This is a genomic window from Sphingopyxis sp. BE259 (assembly GCF_031457495.1).
In the GTDB taxonomy this organism is placed as follows: domain Bacteria; phylum Pseudomonadota; class Alphaproteobacteria; order Sphingomonadales; family Sphingomonadaceae; genus Sphingopyxis.
In genome coordinates this window covers 905,513-928,479 of sequence record NZ_JAVDWM010000001.1, presented here as the reverse complement: position 1 = coordinate 928,479, position 22,967 = coordinate 905,513, and the positions used below count along the sequence as shown (strand labels likewise).

Annotated in this window: 23 protein-coding genes; 10 read left to right on the top strand and 13 right to left on the bottom strand. The window is 63.7% G+C overall.

Going from position 1 to position 22,967, the window contains the following annotated elements; genetic code table 11:
- From J2X44_RS04530 to J2X44_RS04515, 4 genes are read left to right on the top strand one after another with little or no spacing between them, the layout of a single operon-like run.
- A complete protein-coding gene (locus J2X44_RS04530) occupies positions 1-855 on the top strand; it encodes a MaoC/PaaZ C-terminal domain-containing protein (protein ID WP_310088181.1) in 855 nt (284 codons plus the stop codon).
- A complete protein-coding gene (locus J2X44_RS04525; RefSeq protein ID WP_310088179.1) occupies positions 852-1,799 on the top strand; it encodes a nitronate monooxygenase in 948 nt (315 codons plus the stop codon). Before J2X44_RS04530 ends, J2X44_RS04525 begins: the two co-directional genes overlap by 4 nt.
- Positions 1,796-2,791, top strand: coding sequence for an NADP-dependent oxidoreductase (locus tag J2X44_RS04520; RefSeq protein WP_310088177.1), 996 nt, complete (start codon positions 1,796-1,798; stop codon positions 2,789-2,791). The genes J2X44_RS04525 and J2X44_RS04520 overlap by 4 nt, the downstream gene beginning before the upstream one ends.
- A 14-nt stretch (positions 2,792-2,805) precedes the next feature.
- Positions 2,806-3,516, top strand: a complete 711-nt coding sequence (locus J2X44_RS04515; RefSeq protein WP_310088176.1) for an SDR family oxidoreductase — start codon at positions 2,806-2,808, stop codon at positions 3,514-3,516.
- 3 nt (positions 3,517-3,519) lie between these two features.
- On the opposite strand, the gene J2X44_RS04510 is transcribed toward J2X44_RS04515, so the two are convergent.
- The 10 genes from J2X44_RS04510 to J2X44_RS04465 form a co-directional block, all read right to left on the bottom strand.
- A complete protein-coding gene (locus J2X44_RS04510; protein WP_310088174.1) occupies positions 3,520-4,281 on the bottom strand; it encodes an enoyl-CoA hydratase in 762 nt (253 codons plus the stop codon).
- Positions 4,281-5,045, bottom strand: coding sequence for a hypothetical protein (locus J2X44_RS04505; RefSeq protein ID WP_310088173.1), 765 nt, complete (start codon positions 5,043-5,045; stop codon positions 4,281-4,283). Before J2X44_RS04505 ends, J2X44_RS04510 begins: the two co-directional genes overlap by 1 nt.
- On the bottom strand, positions 5,042-6,598 hold the full coding sequence (locus J2X44_RS04500) for an AMP-binding protein (RefSeq protein ID WP_310088172.1): 1,557 nt from the start codon (positions 6,596-6,598) through the stop codon (positions 5,042-5,044). Before J2X44_RS04500 ends, J2X44_RS04505 begins: the two co-directional genes overlap by 4 nt.
- A gap of 1 nt (position 6,599) precedes the next feature.
- Positions 6,600-7,388 (bottom strand): enoyl-CoA hydratase/isomerase family protein, encoded by a 789-nt coding sequence (locus tag J2X44_RS04495; protein WP_310088171.1) that lies wholly within the window; start codon positions 7,386-7,388, stop codon positions 6,600-6,602.
- Positions 7,389-7,581: 193 nt separating this feature from the next.
- Entirely contained in the window at positions 7,582-9,885 is a 2,304-nt protein-coding gene (locus J2X44_RS04490; RefSeq protein WP_310088170.1) for a TonB-dependent receptor, read from the bottom strand.
- Between the two features lie 95 nt (positions 9,886-9,980).
- Positions 9,981-11,867, bottom strand: coding sequence for an AMP-binding protein (locus J2X44_RS04485; RefSeq protein ID WP_310088167.1), 1,887 nt, complete (start codon positions 11,865-11,867; stop codon positions 9,981-9,983).
- Positions 11,864-12,529 (bottom strand): class II aldolase/adducin family protein, encoded by a 666-nt coding sequence (locus J2X44_RS04480; protein WP_310088166.1) that lies wholly within the window; start codon positions 12,527-12,529, stop codon positions 11,864-11,866. The genes J2X44_RS04485 and J2X44_RS04480 overlap by 4 nt, the downstream gene beginning before the upstream one ends.
- Complete coding sequence (gene dmpG / locus J2X44_RS04475) at positions 12,526-13,554, bottom strand: 4-hydroxy-2-oxovalerate aldolase (protein ID WP_310088164.1); 1,029 nt, start codon at positions 13,552-13,554, stop codon at positions 12,526-12,528. The genes J2X44_RS04480 and dmpG overlap by 4 nt, the downstream gene beginning before the upstream one ends.
- A complete protein-coding gene (locus J2X44_RS04470; protein ID WP_310088163.1) occupies positions 13,551-14,492 on the bottom strand; it encodes an acetaldehyde dehydrogenase (acetylating) in 942 nt (313 codons plus the stop codon). Before J2X44_RS04470 ends, dmpG begins: the two co-directional genes overlap by 4 nt.
- The gene (locus J2X44_RS04465; protein ID WP_310088161.1) at positions 14,489-15,271 is read right to left on the bottom strand and encodes a fumarylacetoacetate hydrolase family protein; all 783 of its coding nucleotides are present in this window, start codon (positions 15,269-15,271) and stop codon (positions 14,489-14,491) included. The genes J2X44_RS04470 and J2X44_RS04465 overlap by 4 nt, the downstream gene beginning before the upstream one ends.
- A gap of 121 nt (positions 15,272-15,392) precedes the next feature.
- Here J2X44_RS04465 and J2X44_RS04460 point away from each other — a divergent pair, with 121 nt between their 5' ends.
- Genes J2X44_RS04460 through J2X44_RS04435 form a run of 6 tightly spaced genes read left to right on the top strand, consistent with a single transcriptional unit; the run spans position 15,393 to position 20,274 of the window.
- On the top strand, positions 15,393-16,655 hold the full coding sequence (locus tag J2X44_RS04460) for an aromatic ring-hydroxylating dioxygenase subunit alpha (protein WP_310088160.1): 1,263 nt from the start codon (positions 15,393-15,395) through the stop codon (positions 16,653-16,655).
- A complete protein-coding gene (locus J2X44_RS04455; RefSeq protein WP_310088159.1) occupies positions 16,652-17,158 on the top strand; it encodes an aromatic-ring-hydroxylating dioxygenase subunit beta in 507 nt (168 codons plus the stop codon). Before J2X44_RS04460 ends, J2X44_RS04455 begins: the two co-directional genes overlap by 4 nt.
- Before the next feature lie 9 nt (positions 17,159-17,167).
- Positions 17,168-18,064, top strand: a complete 897-nt coding sequence (locus J2X44_RS04450; RefSeq protein WP_310088158.1) for a VOC family protein — start codon at positions 17,168-17,170, stop codon at positions 18,062-18,064.
- Positions 18,057-18,800, top strand: coding sequence for an SDR family oxidoreductase (locus tag J2X44_RS04445; protein WP_310088156.1), 744 nt, complete (start codon positions 18,057-18,059; stop codon positions 18,798-18,800). The genes J2X44_RS04450 and J2X44_RS04445 overlap by 8 nt, the downstream gene beginning before the upstream one ends.
- 32 nt (positions 18,801-18,832) lie before the next feature.
- On the top strand, positions 18,833-19,663 hold the full coding sequence (locus tag J2X44_RS04440) for an alpha/beta fold hydrolase (protein ID WP_310088154.1): 831 nt from the start codon (positions 18,833-18,835) through the stop codon (positions 19,661-19,663).
- Positions 19,660-20,274, top strand: a complete 615-nt coding sequence (locus J2X44_RS04435; RefSeq protein WP_310088153.1) for a TetR/AcrR family transcriptional regulator — start codon at positions 19,660-19,662, stop codon at positions 20,272-20,274. Before J2X44_RS04440 ends, J2X44_RS04435 begins: the two co-directional genes overlap by 4 nt.
- Here J2X44_RS04435 and J2X44_RS04430 read toward each other — a convergent pair.
- The 3 genes from J2X44_RS04430 to J2X44_RS04420 all read right to left on the bottom strand — a co-directional run bounded on the left by J2X44_RS04430 (position 20,271) and on the right by J2X44_RS04420 (position 22,911).
- Positions 20,271-21,128, bottom strand: a complete 858-nt coding sequence (locus J2X44_RS04430; RefSeq protein WP_310088151.1) for a fumarylacetoacetate hydrolase family protein — start codon at positions 21,126-21,128, stop codon at positions 20,271-20,273. The genes J2X44_RS04435 and J2X44_RS04430 overlap by 4 nt on opposite strands.
- Positions 21,129-21,235: 107 nt before the next feature.
- Positions 21,236-22,165, bottom strand: a complete 930-nt coding sequence (locus J2X44_RS04425) for an electron transfer flavoprotein subunit alpha/FixB family protein (protein WP_310088150.1) — start codon at positions 22,163-22,165, stop codon at positions 21,236-21,238.
- Complete coding sequence (locus J2X44_RS04420) at positions 22,162-22,911, bottom strand: electron transfer flavoprotein subunit beta/FixA family protein (RefSeq protein ID WP_310088148.1); 750 nt, start codon at positions 22,909-22,911, stop codon at positions 22,162-22,164. The genes J2X44_RS04425 and J2X44_RS04420 overlap by 4 nt, the downstream gene beginning before the upstream one ends.
- Positions 22,912-22,967 lie beyond the last annotated feature (56 nt).

The following is a 22,967-nucleotide window of genomic DNA, read 5'->3' as shown; positions in this document are numbered from 1 at the left end:
ATGGCGTTTCAGCCCGATCGTCTCCTGGCGCATGATTTCGGCGAAGCGCGGCAAAGCTATACCGCGCGCGATGCGATCCTCTACGCGCTCGGCCTCGGGCTCGGGCACGACCCGCTCGACGACAGCGACTTGGTTTTCCTGGACGAAACGCGGCTCAAACTGCTGCCGAGCTTCGCCGTCACGCTCTGTTCGCCGGGCATGTGGATCCGCGATCCCGCCTTTGGCGTAGATTTTCGCCGTCTCGTTCACAGCGCGCAAGCGGCCGACTATCATGCGCCGCTGCCAGCCGCGGCCGATGTCGTCGGTACCGCCAAGGTGGTCAGCCTTTTCGATCGCGGCGGGGGGCGCGGGGCGGTGCTCGAGCTCGAACGCCGGATCGCCGACGCGGCGAGCGGCGAGGCTTACTGCACCCTGCGTCAGACGCTGCTGCTACGTGGCAACGGTGGGTTTGGCGGACCGCCGCCGCCTGCGTCTTCCTCGGTCATCCCGGATGTCGAGCCCAGCGCACATGCCAGTGTCCCGCTCTCGACACGCGCCGCGCTGATCTACCGCCTCTCGGGCGACTGGAACCCGCTCCATATCGATCCCGCCTTCGCGCGCAGTGCGGGCTTCGACCGCCCCATCATGCACGGCCTCGGCAGCTATGGTGTCGCGGGCGCCGCAGTCGCGCGCGCGCTCGGACGCGATCCCGCAACGCTGAGCCATCTCGCCTGCCGCTTTTCGGGGATCGTGCTGCCCGGCGACACCCTTCAATTCACCATATGGCCCACCTCGGACGGCGCGGCCTTTCGTGCCCATGTTGGCGATCGGCTGGTCCTCGACGAGGGACAGGCCGCCTGGAGACCCTGCGAATGACCGAACCCAACCTCGCTGCCCGGCTCAGGACCGGCCTCCGTCTTCCGGTGATGGCCGGGCCGATGTTTATCGCCTCGACGGCCGATCTCGTCATCGCGCAATGCAACGCCGGGATCATCGGCGCGATGCCGGCGCTCAATCCGCGCAGCACCGAGGCGCTCGACAAGGATCTGGCGCGCATCGCGGCAAGCGTCGGTGCGCGGCCCTGGTGCGTCAATCTCGTCGCGCACAAGAGCAACGAACGGCTCGCGCCCGACCTGGAGGTTGTGCTGCGGCATAAGGTCCCGATCGTCGTGCTGGCGCTCGCGGCCGACCCCGGACTGGTGCGCGAGCTCCAGGCAAATGGCAGCCTCGTGTTCCAGGATGTGATCCGCAACCGTCACGCCCAGAAATGCGCCGAGATGGGCGTCGACGGCATCATCGCGGTTGCCGCGGGCGCGGGCGGTCACACCGGCGACCAGTCGCCCTTCGCGCTCGTCGGCGAGATCCGCGAATGGTGGGACGGGCTGCTGCTGCTTGCGGGGTGCATCGCAAACGGTCGCGGCGTGCTGGCGTCCGAGGCCATGGGCGCCGATCTCGCCTATATCGGCTCGCCCTTTCTCGCGTCGAGCGAGGCGAACACGCAGCCGGGTTTCAAGCAGATGCTCGTCGACGGAAGCGCCAAAGACGTGCTCGTCACCAGCTGCTTTACCGGCGTGAAGGCGAGTTTCCTGCGACCATCGCTGATCGAGAACGGCCTCGACCCCGACAATCTCGTACCCGCCACCAGCGGCGGGGCGATCGATATCAACAATGGCGGTGCCAACAGCAAGGCGTGGCGGGACATATGGAGCGCCGGACAGGGGATCGGCGCGGTGAAGGAGGCCGGGCCTGCCGGCGCATGGATCGACTGGCTCGCGGACGACTATGCCGCTGCCCGCCGGGCCATGGGGCTTGCGCAATGAACCGCCAATGCCTCCTCGTCTGCCGACCCGAGGGCGTCGCGCAGGCGAAGAATTTCGAAATCGTCGAGGCGCCGCACCAGCCGCTCGGCGACGGCGATATCCGGGTTCGCAACCAGTTCCTGTCGGTCGAGCCCGCGATGCGCGGATGGATCGCGGACAAGGGTAATTATGCCGAGCCGGTCGCGATCGGGTCGGTGATGCGGGCGCTGACCGCGGGGATTGTGACCGAAACGCGCCATGCCGATTATGTGATCGGCGACGCGGTGACCGGCTGGTTCGGATGGCAGGAGGAAGCAGTCGCGCCCGCAAACGCGGTGGTGCGCAAGATCGCCGAGACCGACCTGCCGCTATCGCTGAGCCTGGGCATCTTGGGCATCAACGGCGTCACCGCATATCTTGCGCTCAACGGCATCGGCCAGCCCAAACCCGGCGAGACATTACTCGTTTCGACCGCCGCGGGGGCGGTCGGGTCGGCGGTGGGCCAGATCGGCAAGCTGCTCGGATGCCGGACCGTCGGTATCGCGGGCGGCCCCGACAAGGTGACGCTCTGCCTCGAACGCTTCGGCTATGATGCCGCCATCGACTATAAGGCGGGCGACCTCCGCGCTGCGCTCGCGCGGGCCTGTCCCGAAGACATCGACATCTATTTCGACAATACGGCAGGCACGATCAGCGATGCCGTAATGGCGCATCTCGCCCTTCGCGCGCGGGTCGTCGTCTGTGGGACCGCCGCGATCGATCGATGGGATCCCTGGCCGGAAGGGCCGCGCATCGAACGCCATCTGCTCGTCAAGCGGGCACGGATGGAGGGATTCGTGATCTTCGATCATATGGACCGCTACGAAGCCAGCGTCGCCCAGCTGGCCGATTGGGTGCGCAACGGCCAGCTCGCCTATGAAGAGGACATCCTCTCGGGTATCGAGGCTTGCCCCGACGCGCTCGCGGGGCTCTACCGCGGCGAGAACCGGGGCAAACGGATCATCCGTCTCTGAAAGGACCGCGCGACATGCTCGAAAGCCGCCACATCGTCATTATCGGCGGGAGCTCGGGGATCGGTTTCGCGGTCGCCGAGGCCGCGATCGCCGCAGGGGCGACCGTCCGCATCGGATCGACCAGCATGGCCAAAATCGAGGCTGCGGTCGCGCGGCTTGGACCCCGCGCCACGGGCGCGATCGTCGATACGACCGACGAAGTGAGCCTCGCCGCCTTCTTCGCGGGCGCGGGTGCCATCCACCATCTCGCCCACACGGCGGGCGACCGCCTGCCGCGCGGGCTGACGATCGGACCCGACTTCGATCTTCTCGCCGCGCAGGGCGCGATGGGCGCCCGCTTCTGGGGGCCGCTACTCGCTGTGAAACACGCGTTGCCGTACCTCGCACCCGACGCTTCGGTCACGCTCACCGCAGGCCTCTATGCGCACCGGCCCGCCAAGGGCTCGACGATGTCGACCGCAATCGCCGGCGCGGTCGAGCATCTTGCGCGCGGCCTTGCGGTCGAACTCGCGCCGATCCGCGTGAACGCGGTGACGCCCGGCCTGATCGCCACCGAGATGTGGGCGAAGGTGCCCGATGCAGCGCGGTCCGACATGACCCGGCCCCAACCGCTCCCCCGCATGGGAACGCCACACGATGCCGCCGAAGCCTATCTCTATTTCATGCGGGCGGGGTTCACGACGGGCCAGATTGCCGTCGTCGACGGCGGCCGGATTTTCGCCTGACGATCAGCTCGCGGCCCTTGCGCGGGCGAAGCCCGACGCAACCGCATCGGCACCGACCTCGCGATTGGCCGCGCGCGCTGCGGCGTCTTCGAGGCGCAATCCTTCGGCAAGGCTGGTCCCGAATCCGTCGGCGATGAGCCGCTTCATGGCCATGACGCCGCCCGGCTGATGCGCAGCGATTTGCTCGGCCAGCGCAAGGGCGGCCGGCACAAGTTCGGCCGCGGTATAGACGCGATTGGCAAGCCCCCACGCCGCCGCCTCGTGGGCGCCAAGCGCGCGGCCGGAAAGCGACAATTCGTTCGCGCGTGAACGGCCAACCGCGCGCGAGAGGCGCTGCGACAGCCCCCACCCGGGCGTAATGCCGACACGAACATGACTGTCGGTGAAAGATGCGCTTTCCGCAACAAGCAGGATGTCGAGCGCCAGCGCGATTTCGAAGCCGCCGGTCACCGCCAGCCCGTTGATGGCGCCGATGATCGGCTTCGGGAATGCGGTAATCGCATCGACCATATTCTCGGTAGCGACATTGTCTTCGACGCTTTTGCCCGAGGCTGCGATCTCGGCGAGGTCAAGCCCCGCCGAAAAAGCGCGGCCCGCGCCGGTCAACACGACGGCGCGCACGTCCCCGTCAGCGGCGAGTGCGGCCAAGGTTTCGATAAACAGACGACGCAGCGGCCCCGACAAGGCATTGAGCTTGTCGGGCCGGTTGAAGATCAGGACCGCGATCCGGCCGTGCCGTTCGACAAGCAAAGGGACGTGGGTCATCACGAGGCTGGCTGCGCCCCTGTCGGCGGAACGACCGAAGCCTCGCGGACCCGCCGATTGAGATCGCCCAATATGATCAGCTCATGGGCGACGAGCCAAAGACCCCAGATAACCATCGGCATGTAGAAGGCCGCCCAGCCATGATAAGCAAACGGACCGCTTTTGAAAAAGGCTGGCCCGCCCGCTGCGGCAAGCAAAATAGCGCCAATGATCGAGGCAATCGAAAGCCAGCGCGGAAACAGCGGCGACGACGATTCATCGGTGAGCGCAACGATCGCGGTCGCCACCATCTGCATCGACAGGAACACCCAGCCGAGCAGGAAGCCGAACCAGCTGACGTCATTAAGGGCGACGACGACATCTGCGCCCGCCTCAGGACGATAGGCAGCGCCAATCCAGAAGGCGGCGTTGAGGAAAATGATGAGCGCGATGAGCGAACCGCACATGCCAGCCGTGATCGACCAGAGCGGTCGCGGTCCTTCTATGTCGGCCAGCGCTTGGCCGAGCTGGATCGATCCGGGCACCAGAAACGCGGTGCCGACGATCAGCAGCGAATTGCCCAGCAGCATGCCCGACCTGTGGGTGACCGTATAAAAATTCTTTGTCGCTTCCGCCGTCAGGTCGGCCGGCGCGGGAAGCCAGAAATGCGCGATCCCAAGCCAGCCCACAGCGATCAATACGACGAAAATCAGGGAACAATAAGCGCCCCAGCGGGCGCGGACGAGCTGGGCGCGGCTGGGTCGGAGGATCGGCTCCGCGCTCACCCTATGTTCCTCCCCTCCTCGCCCCAATAGCGGGCGCGCAAATCCTTTTTCGACACTTTTCCCGAAGGGACGAGCGGAAACTCTGCGACAAAATCGACGCTTTTCGGCACTTTGTATGCGGCCAGCCGTTCGCGACACCAGACGAGGATTTCTCCCTCTTCAGTGCCTTCTTTCTTGGGGATCACGATCGCCTTGACCGCCTCGCCCCAGCGCGAATCGGGAACCCCGATAACGGCAACCGCGGCGACGCCCGGGTGGGTCGAGAGGATATTCTCGACCTCGGCCGAGTAGATATTCTCCCCGCCGGACACAATCATGTCCTTGGCGCGATCGACGATATAATAAAGGCCTTCGGCATCGCGGCGAACAATATCGCCGCTGCGATACCAGCCGTCGGAAATGACCTGCGCCGTGACGTCGGGCTGCCGCCAATATCCTTTGGTGATCGACGGCTGGCGGATGTAGAGTTCGCCGGGCTCGCCCTCGGCGACCTCATTTCCCTGCCCATCGAGAATGCGACATTCGATCAGCGGCAGGGGACGGCCACAACTTTGGAGCTTGGCTTCATCGTCGAGATCATGTTCATTTGGTCGCAGGATCGAGGTCGCGCCGCCTGCCTCGGTGGATCCGTAAAATTGCATGAACTGGCACGGCATGGCTGCAATTGCCCGCTTGATCAGTCCGAGCGAGATAGCAGAGCCCGCATAGAGGGTCAGCCGGAGCGATGAGAAGTCGGTTTCGGCGGCGGCCGGGTGGTCAAGCAGCATCTGCAGCATGGTCGGCGTGAGCGTAAGCAACGTCGGGCGCTGGCGGCCGATCGCGTCGAGCATGACCGCCGGATCGAATTGCCGCACGATGTCGATGGCAACGCCATTATAAAGACATTGAAGCGTGATGCCGATGTGCAGAAGGTGAAAATTCGGCAAGCCGTTGACGAAACTGTCGCCGTCTTCCCACCGATAGGCTGGCTCGAGATGCTCGCTGAGTCGCATCATGTTTGTGGCGCCATGTGCCAGCATGACGCCCTTCGCCCGCCCGGTGGTCCCCGAGGTGTAGAGCTGGAAGGCTGTGTCTTCGAGTTCGACGTGAACCGCGGGTTTCTCGACCGACTGGCTGGCGACGAGTGCTTCGAGTGTGTTCTCGGCATCGATCCAGATCACGTCGGGCGGCGAGTCAAGAAGCGCACAGGCGGCCTCCCACAGCGGTTCGAACTCGCGCTCGATTATCGCATGCCGCGCCTGGCTGTCGGCAATCTGTTCGGCCAGTTCGCGCGCCGCCAGCCGCCAGTTGTAAATGACCAGCCCGCTCCGCGTGCGCGCGCATCCGAAGAGCGCGAAATAGAAATCGAAGCTGTTCTTGCCCATGAAACCGACGAGCCCGCCCGGCTCCGCGATGCCGCCGAGCAGATAATGTGCGACCTGGTTTGAGGCCTGATCGAATTCGGCAAAGCTGACGTTTCGCTCGAATGTCCTGAGCGCGAGCCGTTCGCCGTCGTGCCGTGCCCAATATTCGGGATATTGGCCGAGGGTTCGGATTTCGGGAAAGAGCCACATGTCACACGCCTCCAAATTCAGGGCGGCGACGCTCGGAAAACGCAACGATCGCATTGGCTGCGTCGCGCGTCGCGGATGATCGGCTGAGCGCCTGTGCTTCAAGCTCGAGCTGCGTCTCGAGCGGCTGGTCGTAAACGCTGAGCATCAGCCGCCGGATTTCGCCAAATGCCTTGGTCGGCCCCGCAGCAAGCTGGCGCGCGATCTCTTCGGCGCGCCCGAGGAAGGCGTCGCGCGCGTGCACCTCGTCGGCAAGACCGCACGCCAGCGCCGCATCGGCGGTCAGCGTCTCGTTCAGGAGGAGAAAGCGCCGTGCGCGCGCCGCGCCCATGCGGCGGGCGTACATAATGCTCGAACCGGCGTCGCACGAAAATCCGATGCCGGGATAGGCCGCGACAAATTTCGCATCGTCGGCTGCAATCAGGATATCGGCGCCGGCGACAAACGCCGACATGCCGCCAGCACAGACACCATGAACCGCCGCGACGACCGGGGCATCCATGCGCTGCAATCGCGCGACAGCACTGTGAAGCGTCGTCGTCCAGCGCTTGATGTTGGTGGGAAGCGACGCGAGATCGCCGACAAAGCTGTTGATGTCGCCGCCATAGCCGAAGGCGTCACCCTTGGCGGTGACAAGGACACAACGCACTGCGGGGTCGACCGAGAGCAACGTGGCGGCCTCGCATGTCTCGGCGCAAAAGATCTCATCGATGGGGTTGCCCCGCACCGCATTGTTGAACTCCAGGCGCGCCAACCCATCCTCAACCGTAAGCGTCAAGCGCTCGAACGCCATGCCACTCTCCCATGATCGCTTATTTGTAAGTATGTTTACTAGATTGTCTTGCGCGGTCAAGCCGGGCAATCCCCTTTCGCAAGATCAGGTCTTCTTCATACGTAAAAAGGGGGCCGGAAGATGCCGCGTTGCCGACACCTTCCGGCCCCCGAGTCCATCGCCTGCCAAAAAACAGCAGGACGACCGGAGGAGTTTAGAAGCGATAACCAACCTTCAGGCCATAGGTCCGCGGTTCGCCCGGAAAGTCGCTCAGCGTCGAGCCGAGCGCCAGGACCGTGCGTCGATAATCCTGCTTGGTCACGTTTGTGACATATGCGGTAATGCGGAAATCGCCGATTTCATACGCCGCACGGAGGTCGAGCAGGCCGTAGGAAGGCTCCTTCGACAGACTGACTGCGCCGCCGTAAATGGCGTCGGCTTCGCCAGGTTCATGAAAGAATTTGGCGAGCAAGGCATAGTCGGCGCGCAGCGTGAGACCGCTGTTGTCGCCCGTCGGGATGCGCCATTCGCCGCCAACATTGATGCTGTGCTTGGGCGCACGAACCAGGGGCCGGTCGGAGAAATTGGTCGCCGCCGTCGCCGGAACGCCCGCAGCATTGGTGAAGTAGGAATCATATTTGGCATCAAGGTAGCCATAGGTCACGCTGACATCGAAGTTGTCACTCGGCCGCAGCATGAGTTCAACGTCCGCGCCGTAAATCTTCGATGATGCGGCGTTGCTGATCAAACTGGCGGCAGCACCACCGCCGAGATCGACGATGCGCGAGACCTGCAGATCCTTATAGTCGTAGTGGAAAGCGGCGACGTTGAAGCGGAGACGGCGATCAAGCCATTCCGATTTGAAGCCGACCTCGTAGGTCGTGATGTCTTCGGGCTGGAACAGAACGTTCGCTTGCGCCGCGGAGAAGGGCACATATTGGAAGCCGCCGCTCTTGAAGCCGGTCGAGAAGCTCGCATAGATGCTGGCATCAGGGCTGAATTTGTAGGTTGCGACGACGCGCGGATCGAAGCTCTCATAGGTCGCACTGTTGTCCACCGCGAACGGCGCGGCGACCAACGGAACGCCCGGTCGCGTATTGAGGCCCTGCTGCACAGCGCGCTTTTCGTCGCGCGTGTAGCGGCCGCCGAGCGTCACCTCGAATTTTTCACCGAGATGGATCGTCGCCTGGCCGAAAAGGGCGTAACTGTCGATTTCATAGTCGGAAATTGCGGTACTGACCTGCGGCCCGCCGCTAAGTAGTGCCACGACGCTGTCGTTACCAAGCCGGAATTCGTCGCGGCGCGCGCTGCGGTCGCGATAATAGAAGGCGCCGATAATCCAGTCGAGGGCACCGTCGAACGACGCGCCGCCATTCGGATCCGACGTGATGCGGATTTCCTGGGTGAATTGCTTCGAGCGCTCGTTGCTGAGCTGGTTGATCACATCGAGCGACGAGCCTTCGAGGTCGCGGCCGTCGTCAATACGCAACTTCTTCAACGCGCTGATCGAAGTGATCGTCGCGAAGCCCGCATCATATTCGACGCGTCCGATATAGCTTTCGGTCTTGCGATCGAGATAGGGGTCGAACGACCAATAGCCGTCGTTGCCGCCGGTGTAGGCGATCGGCGTCCGGCCCGGGCGGCCGAGAAATACCGAGAAGGGATTGGCGGGCGTGGTGACGCCGGCGAGCGAACGCGCAGGCCCGCTCCCGCGGTTGAATCCGGCAAACGCCGCCTTGTCGCCGTCGCGCGAAAGCTCGGCCGTGAGGTCGATAGTGAAGACCTCGCTCGGCGCGAATTTGAGGCGCGCGCGGCCGCCCCAATTGTCGATGCCCTGAAACTTGTTCCCGTTGGCCAAATTCGTCTGATAGCCGTCGCGTTCCGCCTTCCAGCCGGCAACACGAAACATCAGCTTCTCACCCGCGATCGGACCACCAACGGCGCCGAACAGGCTGTAGCCGTCGCGATTGCTGATGCCCGCTTCGGCCTCACCCGTGAAATAGTCGGTCGGCCCTTTGGAAAGGATGTTTATCGCACCGGCGATCGTGTTGCGGCCATAAAGCGTGCCTTGGGGACCGCGCAAAACTTCGATACGCTCAATGTCGCGCAGCGAACCGAAAGAACCCGAAGCGCGCCCGGCATAGACGTCGTCGATGAACACGCCGACCGAGCTTTCCGAGCCCGGATCGAAGGACCGGGTGCCGATGCCGCGAATGTAGAGCTGCGGACGCGCGGCGCCGAAGCTGCCGAAATAGAAGGACGGTACGCGCGGAGCGAGGTTCTCAAGGCTCAGGATTCCAAGCTTTTCGACCTGCTGCCCGCCAAAAGCGGTGATCGCGACCGGAATGTCCTGGACGCGTTCTTCGCGGCGCTGCGCGGTGACGAGAATTTCGCCAGGATAGGTTTCTTCCTGCGCAGCCGGCGCTTCCTGCGCCGCAGCATCTTGTGCCATCGCGGCATGCACCGGCGCCAATATGGCCGCGCCGGACAAAAGAATTCTGAGTGTCGTGGATTTCATTTCAACCCTCCCAAGTTGGCCGCAGTCGTTCGCTGACGGCATCGATTTTTCGAATCTAAGTAAACCGGTTTATTGGTTTGATGTCAAGTGCGACGTTAAGCATCGGAATATTTGGCAAAAACTTCGTACATATGATCAAAAGCACAGGCGTCGTCGATCGTCGCAGGAACCGGCGGATTCTCACCATTGGCGATGGCGCGGATCGTCGAACGCAAAATTTTGCCAGACCGCGTTTTCGGCAATGCCGTTACGACATGCACGCGTTTGAAGGCCGCCACCGGCCCGAGTTCGTCACGCACCCGCTGGACTATTTCGCGGGCGATATCCGTCTCCAGCGCCACGATTCCAGCCTTGAGCACGACGAGCCCGACCGGGACCATGCCCTTCAGGTCGTCATTGGCACCGATGACGGCGCATTCGGCGACCGCAGGGTGTGACGAAACGATCTGCTCGATCGACCCGGTGGAGAGCCGGTGACCCGCCACGTTGATAATATCGTCGATCCGGCTCATGACATGCACGAAACCGTCTTCGTCGATCAATCCGGCGTCACCGGTCGTGTAATAGCCCGCGTGCTGGCTGAGATAGGCGTCCTGAAAATGCGCATGCCGCTGCCAAAGCGTCGGAAAACATCCGGGCGGCAGCGGCAGGCGAAGTACGATGTCACCGATCTCGCCCACCGCAAGCTCGTTGTCCTCGCCGTCGAGGATCGCGAAACCATAGCCCGGAATCGGGCGCCCCGCGCTGCCGTGACGGGTGCGGGTATCGCCTAGTCCGATGCAGGTGCCGAGCGCTGGCCAGCCGAGTTCGGTCTGCCACCAGTGGTCGATCACCGGAATGCCGAGCATCTCCTCGGCCCATCCGAGCGTGTCGGGATCGGCGCGCTCGCCCGCGAGATAGAGCGCACGGAGGCGCCCGCTGCCCTTTTCGGCAAGGAAGCGGCCCCCGGCATCCTCACGCTTGACCGCACGTATCGCGGTCGGCGCGGTGAAAAAGACATCGACCTGATGATCGCGGATCACGCGCCAAAAGGCGCCCGCATCGGGGGTTCCGACCGGCTTTCCTTCGTACATGACGCTGGTGCAGCCGTGAATGAGCGGGCCGTAAACGATATAGCTGTGACCGACCGCCCAGCCGATATCCGAGCCGGCCCAGAACACCTCGTCGCGCCCGACACCATAGATGTTGGGAACCGACCAGGCCATCGCGACGGCATGGCCGCCATTGTCGTGGACGACCCCTTTGGCAATGCCCGTAGTTCCCGACGTGTAGAGAATATAGAGCGGATGGTCGGAAGCCACGGCGACGCAATCCGCTGGCGCGGCAACGGCGCAGGCATCCACCCAGTCGAGATCGCGCCCGTCCTGACGCGAGGCTGCAAGCTGGGGCCTTTGCAGGACAACAACACGCGGCACCTTGTGCGCGGCCAATGCGATCGCTTCGTCCAGCAGTGGCTTGTAGGCAACGATCCGGCCGGGTTCGAGGCCGCAGGAAGCGGTCAAGACAAGCTTGGGCTCCGCGTCGTCGATGCGTTTGGCGAGTTCGTGCGACGCAAAGCCGCCGAAAACGACTGAATGCACCGCACCGATGCGCGCGCAAGCAAGCATGGCGAACACCGCTTCGGGCACCATCGGCATGTAGATGATGACGCGGTCACCGAGCGCGACGTCCTGCGCGCGGATCATCCCCGCAACGCGGGCGACCTCGCGCTGGAGGTCGGCATAGGTGTACCGCGTGACGGTGCCGGTCATCGCGCTGTCGTGGATCAGCGCGAGGCGGTCGCCGCGGCCCGCCGCGACATGCCGGTCAATGGCATTGTGACAGGTATTCAGCCGACCGTCCGGGAACCAGGTCCAGATGCCATCCGCCTGCGCATCGCCAGCGCGCGTCGGCGCCTGGTCCCAGTCGATCGCTTTGGAAGCATTCATCCAGAAGCCGGCGGGGTCGGCAACGCTCGCGGCATAGACTGCGTCATAATTCATAGCGGCTCTCCGGTAAGATGGCGCCACATCCGCTCGACGACACCGCCTGACCATATCTGCCGCGCGTCGATTTCGGCTGGCGAGAGCCGGGCCGTTTCGAGATCGAGGCCCATTGCCCGAACGTCGCGCTCGACGCGCGCAGCGTCCTCGAGGAACCAGCCGAGCGTCACGGCCTGGGGCAGGTTTTCGCCGACGACGACCGCGCCATTACCGCGCATGACGAGCGCAGGCGCGGCGCCCAAGGCTTCGGCAAGCGCGGCAGCTGCCGCGTCGTCGCGCAGGAGCCTTGGGTCGCTCCAGAGCGGTACGCGACCGAAATAGGCCCCGATACCATGCCGCGGTACCGGGACGAGCCCCGACACCGATAGCGCCATCACCGCTGGCGGCATGATGCGGCAGACGCCGCCGATCTCGGGGCGTCGGCGATAGATTTCGCGATGGATGCGCACTTCGCCAAGCACGCCCTCGGGAAGCGGTCCGTCGAGCGGCACGACGGTGCCGGGTTCGTCGGCGATGCGGCCCATCGGCAACGGCGCGCAGACCAGAAAACTGCTTGCGTCGATCCGCGCGCTGCAATGACCAAAGGCATGGACGAGACCGGCCGAGGCGAGCGCCCGCGCGGCCAGCCGCACCTGATGTTCAAGCGCCGCTGGTGCGGTCATTTGGCGGCCCTCGTCATATCGAGCGCAACATCGACGATCATGTCTTCCTGCCCGCCGACCATCTTGCGGCGACCAAGTTCGACAAGGATAGCGCGGGTGTCGAGCCCGTGGTCGGCCGCCGCCTTTTCGGCGTGGCGCAGGAAGCTGGAGTAAACCCCGGCATATCCCAGCGTCAGCGTCTCGCGGTCGACGCGGACCGGGCGGTCCTGCAACGGGCGCACCAGTTCCTCGGCGGCATCCATCAGCGCGAACAGGTCGCAGCCATGGTTCCAGCCATGCACATCGGCGGCGGCGATGAACACTTCGAGCGGCGCATTGCCCGCGCCCGCCCCCATGCCGGCGAGGCTGGCATCGACGCGGATCGCGCCGTTCTGCACCGCGACGATGCTGTTCGCGACACCAAGGCTCAGGTTATGGTGGGCGTGGACGCCGCGCTGGGTCTCAGGCTTGAGAACGCGATCGTAAGCCGCGAGCCGCGCCGCATATTGGTCCATCGTCATCGCGCCGCCGCTGTCGGTGACATAGACGCAGTGCGCGCCATAGCTTTCCATGAGCTTGGCTTGCTGGGCCAGCGCGTCGGGCGCCGACATATGGCTCATCATCAAAAAGCCTGAGACGTCCATGCCCAGGTTCCGCGCCGCCTCGATATGCTGCTTTGACACATCGGCTTCGGTGCAATGCGTTGCGATCCGCACCGAACGCACGCCAAGGTCATAAGCACGCTTCAGGTCATGGACGGTGCCGATGCCGGGCAGCAGCAATGTCGTGAGCACGCTATGCTCGAGCACCTCGGCCACCGCGCCGATCCATTCCCAGTCGGTGTGGGCGCCAAAGCCATAGTTGAAGCTCGACCCTTGCAGCCCGTCGCCATGCGCGACCTCGATCGCATCGACCTTGGCGCGGTCCAGCGCCTTGGCGATCGCCCGCACATGATCGAGGCCGTACTGGTGCCGGATCGCGTGCATGCCGTCGCGCAGCGTCACGTCCTGGATATAGAGCTTGGTCGTAGTCGGATCCAAAGTCATGCGACCGCTCGTTCATTCATGCGGAGCGCGATCTTCTCGGCGGTCTTCAGCGCCGCCGAGGTCATGATGTCGAGGTTGCCGGCATAGGCGGGCAGATAATGCGCCGCGCCCTCAACCTCGAGGAACACGCTGACCTTCAGGCCCGTAAAGCTCCCGCCCATTTCGGGGATGCGTAAGGGGGCGTTGCTGCCGATGCTCTCGAACTGCACCGCCTGCTTGAGGCGGTAGCCCGGGACATAGGTCTGGACCTCGGCGACCATCGCCTCGACGCTCGCCCGGATCGCCTCGCGGTCGCCGTCGTCGCACAGGCAATAGACGGTATCGCGCATGATCAGCGGCGGTTCGGCGGGGTTGAGCACGATGATCGCCTTGCCGCGCGTCGCGCCGCCGACCTTCATAATCGCCTCGCTCGTCGTCTCGGTAAACTCGTCGATATTGGCGCGCGTCCCCGGCCCCGCGCTCTTCGACGCAATCGAGGCGACGATCTCGCCATAATGGACCTTCGCGACCCGGTTTACCGCGGCGACGATCGGGATCGTCGCCTGCCCGCCGCAGGTCACCATATTGACGTTGGGAGCATCGAGGTGCGCGTCGCCGTTCACCGGCGGGACCGTATAGGGACCGATCGCCGCCGGGGTCAGGTCGATGACGCGCTTGCCATGTCCGATCAGCACCGCGCTGTGGTGCTGGTGTGCGCCCGCCGAGGTCGCGTCGAACACGATCGCGATGTCGGCAAAGCCGGGCAACGCGACCAGCCCGTCGAGGCCGTCGGCGGTGATCGGTACCCCCATCCGTTCAGCGCGCTTCAGCCCATCGCTCTCGGGATCGATGCCGACAAAGGCGCCCATTTCCAGCACCTCGGACAGCCGCATGATCTTGATCATCAGGTCGGTGCCGATATTGCCCGACCCGATGATCGCCACTTTGGTTTTGTTCATTGGGTCGGCCCATAGGTGAAGCTGGCGCTGCCGATGCCCGCGATGGTCGCCACGACATGGTCGCCCGGCGTCAGCGCGACCATCGGGCCGAGCGCGCCTGCCAGCAGGATGTCGCCCGCCTTGAGCGGCTCGCCGCGCGCCGCGAGCGTCTGTGCCAGCCAGGCGGCGGCGTTGAGCGGATTGCCGAGCGCCGCCGCACCCACCCCGGTCGACACGACGCTGCCGTTCACCGTCATTTGCATCGCCGCGCCTTCGAGGTCGAGGCCTTCGAGCGCCAACCCCGCATCGGCAAGCACGAAGAAGGCCGACGAGCCATTGTCCGCCACCGTATCGGCAAAAGTGATTTTCCAGTCGGCGATGCGGCTGTCGACAATTTCGATCGCGGCGTGGACGCTGGCGACCGCCGCGGCAACTTGCGCGACCGTCGTGTCCACATCGGGCAGATCGCCGCCGAGCACGAACGCAATCTCCGCCTCGGCCTTGGGCTGGATCGTCCGCGCCGGATCGAGCGAACCGCCGTCGCCAATCCGCATGTCATCGAACAACACGCCGAAATCGGGCTGATCGACGCCCAGCTGGACCTGCACCGCTTTCGCGGTCAGCCCCGCCTTGCGCCCGACGATCCGCCGCCCCTGCGCTTCCCAGAAACGGGTGTTGATCGTCTGCACCGCATAGGCGCCGTCGGCGTCGGTCGGCGCCAGCGCATCGCGAAGCGGGGCCACCGCTCCGCCAGCATAAGCGTCGCGCAGCCGCATTGCGATGTCTTCGTAGCTCGGCATCGTCCCTCTTCCCGTTGCGGCGTTCGTTCACCGATTGACTAATTGCGACTCATGTTACATACCAAGTGCACGGTTTGTAAAGAGCAATGAGAAAGAGCGGTCAGCTCGAAAGGGAAGAGGAATGGAACAGAGCCTGCGACCGGTCGTGGATGAAACGCGCGGAATCTACCGCGTTCCGCGCCGTGCCTTCGTCGATCAGACGGTGTTCGAGCGCGAATGCCGCGCCATCTTCGACAAATGCTGGCTCTATCTGGGGCACGCGTCCGAACTGCCCAACCCAGGCGATTATGTGACCCGCAAGGTGGCCGGGCGGCCGATGCTCTTCACCCGCGACAAGGATGATCAATATCACGCGCTGATCAACGTCTGCCCGCATCGCGGTGCGGTCGTCTGCCGCGAACGTAAGGGTTCCTCGCCCGCCTTCCAGTGCATGTATCATGGCTGGGTATTCGCCAACACGGGACGACTGATGGTCGTGCCTGGCCATGCCGGCTATCCTGCCGATTATAAAGACGATCCGGGCAAGCAACTCAGCCATGCCCCGCGCTTCGATCGGTTCGGGGATTTCTTCTTTGTCAGCTTCGCGGCCGATGGCGAGGATCTGGCGACCTATCTCGCGGGCGCCGGCGATTATCTGAAACTCGTCTCGGAACAATCATCCAAAGGCATGACGATTGTCGGCGGTACGCAGGAATATTCGATCCGCGGCAACTGGAAGCTGCTCGCCGAGAATAGCGTCGATGGCTATCATGCCGCGAGCACCCACTCGACCTATCTCGAATATCTCAAGAACGCCAATGGCTCGATGCACGACACGCGCCTCGCGGGATTCGGCCACGACCTCGGCAACGGCCATGCCGTCATCGAATATTTCGCGCCTTGGGGCCGCCCGATTGCCAACTGGATTCCGCTGTGGGGCGAGGAAGGCAAGCGCGAGATCGAGGCGATCCAGCAGGATCTGACGGCGCGCCTCGGGCAGGACCGCGCCGAACGGATCGCCAAGCAGAGCCGCAACATGATCATCTTCCCCAATCTCGTCATCAACGACGTGATGGCGATCACGGTGCGCACCTTCTGGCCGACCGCGCCCGATTATATGGAGGTCAACGCCTGGGCGCTGGCACCCGCCGAAGAGTCGGAATGGCTGCGCAAGTTCCGCCTGTTCAACTTCACCGAATTCCTTGGACCTGGCGGCTTTGCGACCCCTGACGATGTCGAGGCGATCGAGAAATGCCAGGTCGGTTATCAGGCCGCGCGCGAAGCGCAATATAACGACATCTCGCGCGGTATGCTGCGCGAAGGCGGATCGGCCTATGACGACGAACTCCAGATGCGCTGCTTCTGGAATGAATGGGACCGCCGCATTCAGGAGTATGGCGCATGAATCGCGAGGCTGCGATCGATGCGATGCTGCTGCAGCACCGAGTGCAGAGCTTCCTGTTTCACGAAGCCGATCTGCTCGACCGGTGGCAGCTACTCGAGTGGGAAGCACTGTTCGCCGACGAGGCCAGCTATCTTGTGCCGCCGACAGACGTCGACGGCGATTTCGCGGACCCGAGCAAGTCGCTTTTTTATATCTTCGACGACCGCACCCGCATCCACGAACGCGTCGTGCGCCTCGAGAAGAAGGGCGCCCATAGCGAATTTCCGCGCTCGAAGACGCGTCATCTCGTCAGCAACGTCCAGGCAGCGCAGCGCAATGACGCGATCGAGGCGACCGCCTCCTTCGCGGTCTGGCGTTCAAAGGACGGCAACACCGACATCTTCGTCGGCCATTATGCCTATCGGCTGGTCGAGATCGACGGCGCGTTACGAATCGCCGAGAAAAAATGTGTCCTCGATATGGACGCGCTTCGTCCGCACGCGCGCATCAGTATCTTGCTTTAGGATCGAGCCATGACCGCACCTTTCCGCTATCGGCGCCTGTCCTATGTCGCTCTCGACGTATCGGACCTTGAGAATTCGCTCGGCTTCTACCGCGATCTGGTCGGCCTGACCGTCGATCGCCAGACCGACAAAACCGCCTATCTGCGGTGCAGCGAATTGCCGCAAAATCTGGTGCTGCGCGAAGGCGACACGCCGGGTCTCGCACGCGCCGCCTTCGAGCTCGAGAGCCGGGCCGATCTCGACCGGGCCTTCACCTATCTCGTCGACGAGGGTTTCGAGCCGCTGTGGCTGACGCCGGAGGAAGCCACCGCACTGAAGATCGGCGCCGGGCTTCGCTTTCGCGAGCCGGGCTGCGGCCTCCATTTGGAATTCCACGTCGATCCCGAGCTGCAAGGCGAGTTCGAATCCGGGCATACGGCGATTGCGCGGCTTGGCCATGTCGTCCTCAATGTCGCCGATTTCGCGACCGTTGAAGCCTCGCTCGTCGGCAAGCTCAACTTCCTGATATCGGATCATGTCCCGGGCAAGATCGCTTTCCTCCGCGCCTTTCCGAACCGCTATCACCACAGCTTCGCGATCCTCACCGGGCCATCGGACGGCTATAATCATGTCAATTTCATGGTCTCGGATATCGACGACGTCGGCCGCGCGATTAACCGGATGAAGAAGGCCGACGTGCCGATCGTCTTCGGTCCCGGCCGCCACGAGCCCTCGGGCAGCATCTTCCTCTATTTCCTCGATCCCGACGGGATGACGACCGAATATAGCTTCGGCATGGAAGAGTTTGAGGAAGAGGGCGCCCGACCGCCGCGCGAACTCGAGGCGAAACCCGAAGTGCTCGATACCTGGGGCAGTCTTCCCGACCCGCGCTTCGGCAAGGGCGGTGCGATTCTCGCCCATGCGTGAGTCTTTCCATGATGGCCGCGTCGCTATCGTGACCGGCGCCGGGCGCGGCATTGGGCTCGCCATCGCGCGTCGCCTTGAAGCCGACGGCGCCCGCGTCATGTTCGCCGACCTCGACGAGAGCGCCGCGCGCGAGGCGGCGGGCGACAGGGGTGCCGCCTTCTGGGGCGACCTCGCCGATCAGGCGACCGCAGGGCAGCTTATCGCGAGGACCATCGAAACGCTCGGCGTACCGGCAATCCTCGTGAACAATGCCGGTGGCGGCATCCTCCGCCCCTTTCTCGACCATACGCCCGAGACGCTGCGCGCGACGATCGACCGCAATCTGTGGACCGCGATCTGGTGCAGCTGGCACGCGCTGCCGCACATGAAGGCGGCGGGCTGGGGCCGCGTGATCAATATCGGCGCCGACAGCGTCCGCAATGGGCTGTTCGATCACGCGGGCTATAATGCCGCCAAGGGCGGCATGCACGGCATGACCACCGGCCTCGCGCGCGAGTTCGCGCGCGACGGCATCACCGTAAACACCGTCGCCCCCTGCGCGGTGGTCACGCCGCAATATCGGGAAATTGAGAAGACTAATCCCGAACTCATTGAAAAAGTTGTGAGCGTCATCCCGATGGGACGCGCCGGGACCGAAGAAGAAGTCGCCAGCATGGTCGCCTATCTGGCGCGCGACGAGGCCGGTTTCGTGACCGGCCAGGTCGTCAGCGTCAACGGCGGCACAACAATGCTTTAGGGCGATCACGCTCCAATCAAGGACAGAACAGCATGACCAACCCCGAAATCGGCCAGACGATCGTCGCGAACGGCATCCGCACCAATTATATTGAAGCTGGCGACCCATCGCTACCGCCGCTCATTCTGATCCACGGGTCGGGCCCGGGGGTCACTGCCTTTGCCAACTGGAACGGCGTCATTCCCGCGCTCAGCGAACATTTTCATGTTCTGGCGCCCGACATGGTCGGGTTTGGCTACACCGAGGTGCCCGAGAATGTGACCGACTTTACCCTCGACTTCTGGGTCGATCACATCATCGGTTTCCTCGACGCGCTCGGCATCGACCAGGCATCCTTCATCGGTAACAGCTATGGCGGTGCGCTGAGCCTCGCGGTCGCCGCACGCCATCCGGACCGCGTGCGGCGCTTTGCGCTGATGGGCGCGGCGGGCCTCAAGTTCGAGATGTCAGAGGGGCTGCTCAACGTCTGGGGATATGAGCCGTCCGAGGCCAATATGCGCAAACTCATGGAAACCTTCGCCTATAATCCGGGGCTCGTCACCGACGCGATCGTGCTGTCGCGCCACAACGCGAGCATCCGCCCCGGCTCGCACGAAGCCTTTTCGCGTCTCTTTCCCGAACCACGGCAGGCCAAACTCGATCGGCTGGCGACGCCGGAGGACGATATTCGCGGCATTCAGGCGCCGGCGCTCATCATTCATGGTCGCGAAGATGTAATCGTTCCCGTTGACGTGGCCTATCGTTTCTCGGCATTGCTGCCCCATTCGGAGCTGCATGTGTTTGGGGAATGCGGACATTGGACACAGATCGAGAAAAAGGACCGGTTCATCGAGGTGGTGCTGCCGTTTCTGCAGGCGGCATGAAACGACAACGGCGTTCGCAGGGCGAACGCTCGGAGGAAATGCGCGAGCGCGTCGCGCGCGCGGCGTTCGAGGTGATCGCAGCACGCGGCTTTTCGGGGCTGCGAACCGCGGCCGTGGCCGAGCAGGCTGGCGTAAGTCAGGGCGCCCTCCTCCATCATTTCGAGACCAAGCAGGGCCTGACACTTGCAACGGTCGAATATGCTTTTGCGCGCGCCTCCGCCAAGACCGAGGAGATCATCGCGGCGGGCCTTGCCAAAGGCGAGGATCCGATCGACCTCATGCTCCGCGATTTCCGGCTCTATTTCTTCAACGATGATTTCTGGGTGTCGCTCGACATCACGATCAACGCATCGAAAGATCCCGAGCTCAAGGGCGGCATCCGCGAGATCGTCCCCCGGTATCGCCTTGGCGTCTACCGCCGCTGGGTCGGCATCCTGTCCGAAAATGGCTGGTCGATCGCCGACGCCGAAGAGATTGTCCGGATGAGCGCCGCACTCACCACCGGCCTCGGCATCCGGACGCTGTTCGACGATGTCGATGCCTATCTGGACAAGACAATCCAGAAGTGGAGCAAGATCATCGCCGAGACCTGGCCGCGCCAGAAACCTTAGCGCGCCTCGGCGACCACCGGATTCTCGATCGCGCCGACCCCGTCGATCTCGCAGCGGACGACATCGCCTACCTTCAGGAAAACGGGCGGATCCATGGCGATACCGACACCCTCGGGCGTGCCGGTCGCGATCAGGTCGCCGGGTTCCAGCGTGAAGGCGGTCGAAAGATATTCGATCTGCTCATAGATGTTGTGCAGCATCATGCCGGTGTTCGACGACTGGCGCGCTTCGCCGTTGACGAAGCAGCGGATCGGCAAATCGTGCGGATCGGCAATCTCGTCCGCGGTGACGATCCACGGGCCGATCGGACCATGCGTGTCGAACGACTTGCCCATGGTCATCGTCTGCGAATGAAATTGCCAGTCGCGGGTCGAGACGTCGTTCGCGACGAAATAGCCGAAGATATGCTTCGCCGCGTCCGCCGCGACGACATGCTTCGCAGCCGCCCCGATGACGACGCCGAGTTCGGCTTCATAATCGATCTGGTCCGAGACGTCGGGTTTGACAATCCCATCGAAGGGGCCAGTGATCGAGGTTGTCTGTTTGTTGAACCAGAGCTGCTTCTTAGGCTCGGCGATGCCGAGTTTGGCCCCCTCCTCGACATGCTTACGATAGTTCATGCCGATCGCGAGATATTTGCCGGGCCGCTCAATCGGCGCGAGGAGACGGACCGAGGCGAGGGGCACTGAGGCTGCGGACGCAGCGAAGTCGGTGATGCGAGAAAGCGCCCCCGCGCCTTCCCGCACCACCGACAAGAGATCGAGAAACCCAAGCGGCTCCAGATCGACCACGGTATTGCCGACCACTACGCCTGCGCGGGAGCCAGCACCATCGTCGAACCGAACCAGCTTCATTTACCCTCACCCCTCGACCTCTGATGGCCTTATTTACATACCGTGCACTTGGTATGTCAATGATGTTGCAGCGGCTTCCTGCTGTAACTGCACATCGGCCTCCGCCTTCAGATTTTGCCGGTCAGGTTGGGCACCGCGCTGAACAGATCTGCGACGAGGCCGAAGTCGGCGACCTGGAAGATCGGGGCGTCCTCGTCCTTGTTGATCGCGACGATCGTCTTGCTGTCCTTCATGCCCGCAAGATGCTGGATCGCGCCCGAAATGCCGATCGCGAAATAGACTTGCGGCGCGACGATCTTGCCGGTCTGGCCGACCTGATAGTCGTTGGGGACATAGCCTGCATCGACCGCGGCGCGGCTGGCACCGAGCGCGGCGTTCAGCTTGTCGGCGAGCGGCACGATCACTTCCTGATATTTCTCGCTCGAACCCAGCGCGCGGCCGCCCGATACGATGATCTTCGCCGAGGTCAGTTCGGGACGATCCTGCTTGGCGATTTCGGCGCCGACGAAGGTCGCAATACCCGCGTCGCTGCCGCCGCCAACGGCTTCGACCGTGCCCGAACCGCCCGAGGTGGCCGCCTTGTCGAACGCGGTGCCGCGGACGGTGAGGACGAGCTTGGCGTCGCTGCTCTCGACGGTTGCGATCGCGTTGCCGGCGTAGATCGGGCGGGTGAAGGTCTTCGGACCCTCGACCGACAGGATCTCGCTGACCTGCATCACGTCGAGCAAAGCGGCGACGCGCGGGGCGATATTCTTGCCGGTGGTCGTCGCGGGCGCGAGGAACGCGTCGTGCGAACCCATCAGTTCGGCAACGAGCGGCGCGACATTTTCCGGCAGATTGTTCGCGAAAGCGGCGTTGTCGGCGACATGCACCTTGCCCACGGCCGCAATCTGCGCGGCTTCCTTGGCGACCGCATCGACGCCCGAACCGGCGACGAGCAGATGGACTTCGCCGAGCTTCGACGCGGCAGTGACCACCGCGAGCGTGGCATCCTTGACGGCTGCACCGTCATGTTCGACCCAAACCAGAGTTTTCATGAATGCACTCCCATCGCCTTGAGCTTGGCAACCAGTTCATCGACATCGGCGACCTTGACGCCCGCCAAGCGGACCGGCGGTTCCGAAACCTTGACCGTCTTGACCCGCGGCGCCGTTTCGACGCCATAATCGGCGGGGGTCTTGGTATCGAGCGGCTTCGACTTCGCCTTCATGATGTTCGGCAGCGACGCATAGCGCGGTTCGTTCAGACGCAGATCGGTGGTGACGATCGCGGGGAGCTTGAGCTTTACCGTTTCAAGGCCGCCGTCGACTTCGCGCGTCACGCTGACATGGTCGCCCTCGACATTAACCGCGCTGGCGAAGGTGCCCTGCGCCCAGCCGGTGAGCGCGGCGAGCATTTGCCCGGTCTGGTTGTTGTCGTCGTCGATTGCCTGCTTGCCGAGGATCACAAGCCCGGGCTGTTCGGCGTCGGCAATCGCCTTGAAGATCTTCGCAAGCGCGAGCGGCTCGACGGCATCGTCGGTCTGCACCAGGATCGCGCGGTCGGCGCCCATCGCGAGCGCAGTGCGCAGCGTTTCCTGTGCCTTCGCCGGGCCGACGCTGATCGCCACGACCTCGGTCGCAACGCCCTTTTCCTTCAGGCGGATCGCTTCCTCGATCCCGATCTCGTCGAACGGGTTCATCGACATTTTGACGTTCGCCAGATCAACGCCGGTGCCGTCGGACTTCACCCGCGGCTTGACGTTGTAATCGAGCACCCGCTTCACGGGGACGAGGATTTTCATGGCGTTCTCCCAATCCGGTGCGGTCCAGCCACACGCCAACTCCTCTTCAAATAGAT

Coding starts and splice junctions, on each gene's coding strand:
- J2X44_RS04435 (WP_310088153.1), top strand. CDS start 19,660: ATGAAACGACAACGGCGTTCGCAGGGCGAACGCTCGGAGGAAATGCGC.
- J2X44_RS04525 (WP_310088179.1), top strand. CDS start 852: ATGACCGAACCCAACCTCGCTGCCCGGCTCAGGACCGGCCTCCGTCTT.
- J2X44_RS04430 (WP_310088151.1), bottom strand. CDS start 21,128: ATGAAGCTGGTTCGGTTCGACGATGGTGCTGGCTCCCGCGCAGGCGTA.
- J2X44_RS04455 (WP_310088159.1), top strand. CDS start 16,652: ATGAATCGCGAGGCTGCGATCGATGCGATGCTGCTGCAGCACCGAGTG.
- J2X44_RS04445 (WP_310088156.1), top strand. CDS start 18,057: ATGCGTGAGTCTTTCCATGATGGCCGCGTCGCTATCGTGACCGGCGCC.
- J2X44_RS04490 (WP_310088170.1), bottom strand. CDS start 9,885: ATGAAATCCACGACACTCAGAATTCTTTTGTCCGGCGCGGCCATATTG.
- J2X44_RS04460 (WP_310088160.1), top strand. CDS start 15,393: ATGGAACAGAGCCTGCGACCGGTCGTGGATGAAACGCGCGGAATCTAC.
- J2X44_RS04520 (WP_310088177.1), top strand. CDS start 1,796: ATGAACCGCCAATGCCTCCTCGTCTGCCGACCCGAGGGCGTCGCGCAG.
- J2X44_RS04425 (WP_310088150.1), bottom strand. CDS start 22,165: ATGAAAACTCTGGTTTGGGTCGAACATGACGGTGCAGCCGTCAAGGAT.
- J2X44_RS04510 (WP_310088174.1), bottom strand. CDS start 4,281: ATGACCCACGTCCCTTTGCTTGTCGAACGGCACGGCCGGATCGCGGTC.
- J2X44_RS04500 (WP_310088172.1), bottom strand. CDS start 6,598: ATGTGGCTCTTTCCCGAAATCCGAACCCTCGGCCAATATCCCGAATAT.
- J2X44_RS04470 (WP_310088163.1), bottom strand. CDS start 14,492: ATGAACAAAACCAAAGTGGCGATCATCGGGTCGGGCAATATCGGCACC.
- J2X44_RS04450 (WP_310088158.1), top strand. CDS start 17,168: ATGACCGCACCTTTCCGCTATCGGCGCCTGTCCTATGTCGCTCTCGAC.
- J2X44_RS04495 (WP_310088171.1), bottom strand. CDS start 7,388: ATGGCGTTCGAGCGCTTGACGCTTACGGTTGAGGATGGGTTGGCGCGC.
- J2X44_RS04480 (WP_310088166.1), bottom strand. CDS start 12,529: ATGACCGCACCAGCGGCGCTTGAACATCAGGTGCGGCTGGCCGCGCGG.
- J2X44_RS04485 (WP_310088167.1), bottom strand. CDS start 11,867: ATGAATTATGACGCAGTCTATGCCGCGAGCGTTGCCGACCCCGCCGGC.
- J2X44_RS04440 (WP_310088154.1), top strand. CDS start 18,833: ATGACCAACCCCGAAATCGGCCAGACGATCGTCGCGAACGGCATCCGC.
- J2X44_RS04420 (WP_310088148.1), bottom strand. CDS start 22,911: ATGAAAATCCTCGTCCCCGTGAAGCGGGTGCTCGATTACAACGTCAAG.
- J2X44_RS04465 (WP_310088161.1), bottom strand. CDS start 15,271: ATGCCGAGCTACGAAGACATCGCAATGCGGCTGCGCGACGCTTATGCT.
- dmpG (WP_310088164.1), bottom strand. CDS start 13,554: ATGACTTTGGATCCGACTACGACCAAGCTCTATATCCAGGACGTGACG.
- J2X44_RS04530 (WP_310088181.1), top strand. CDS start 1: ATGGCGTTTCAGCCCGATCGTCTCCTGGCGCATGATTTCGGCGAAGCG.
- J2X44_RS04515 (WP_310088176.1), top strand. CDS start 2,806: ATGCTCGAAAGCCGCCACATCGTCATTATCGGCGGGAGCTCGGGGATC.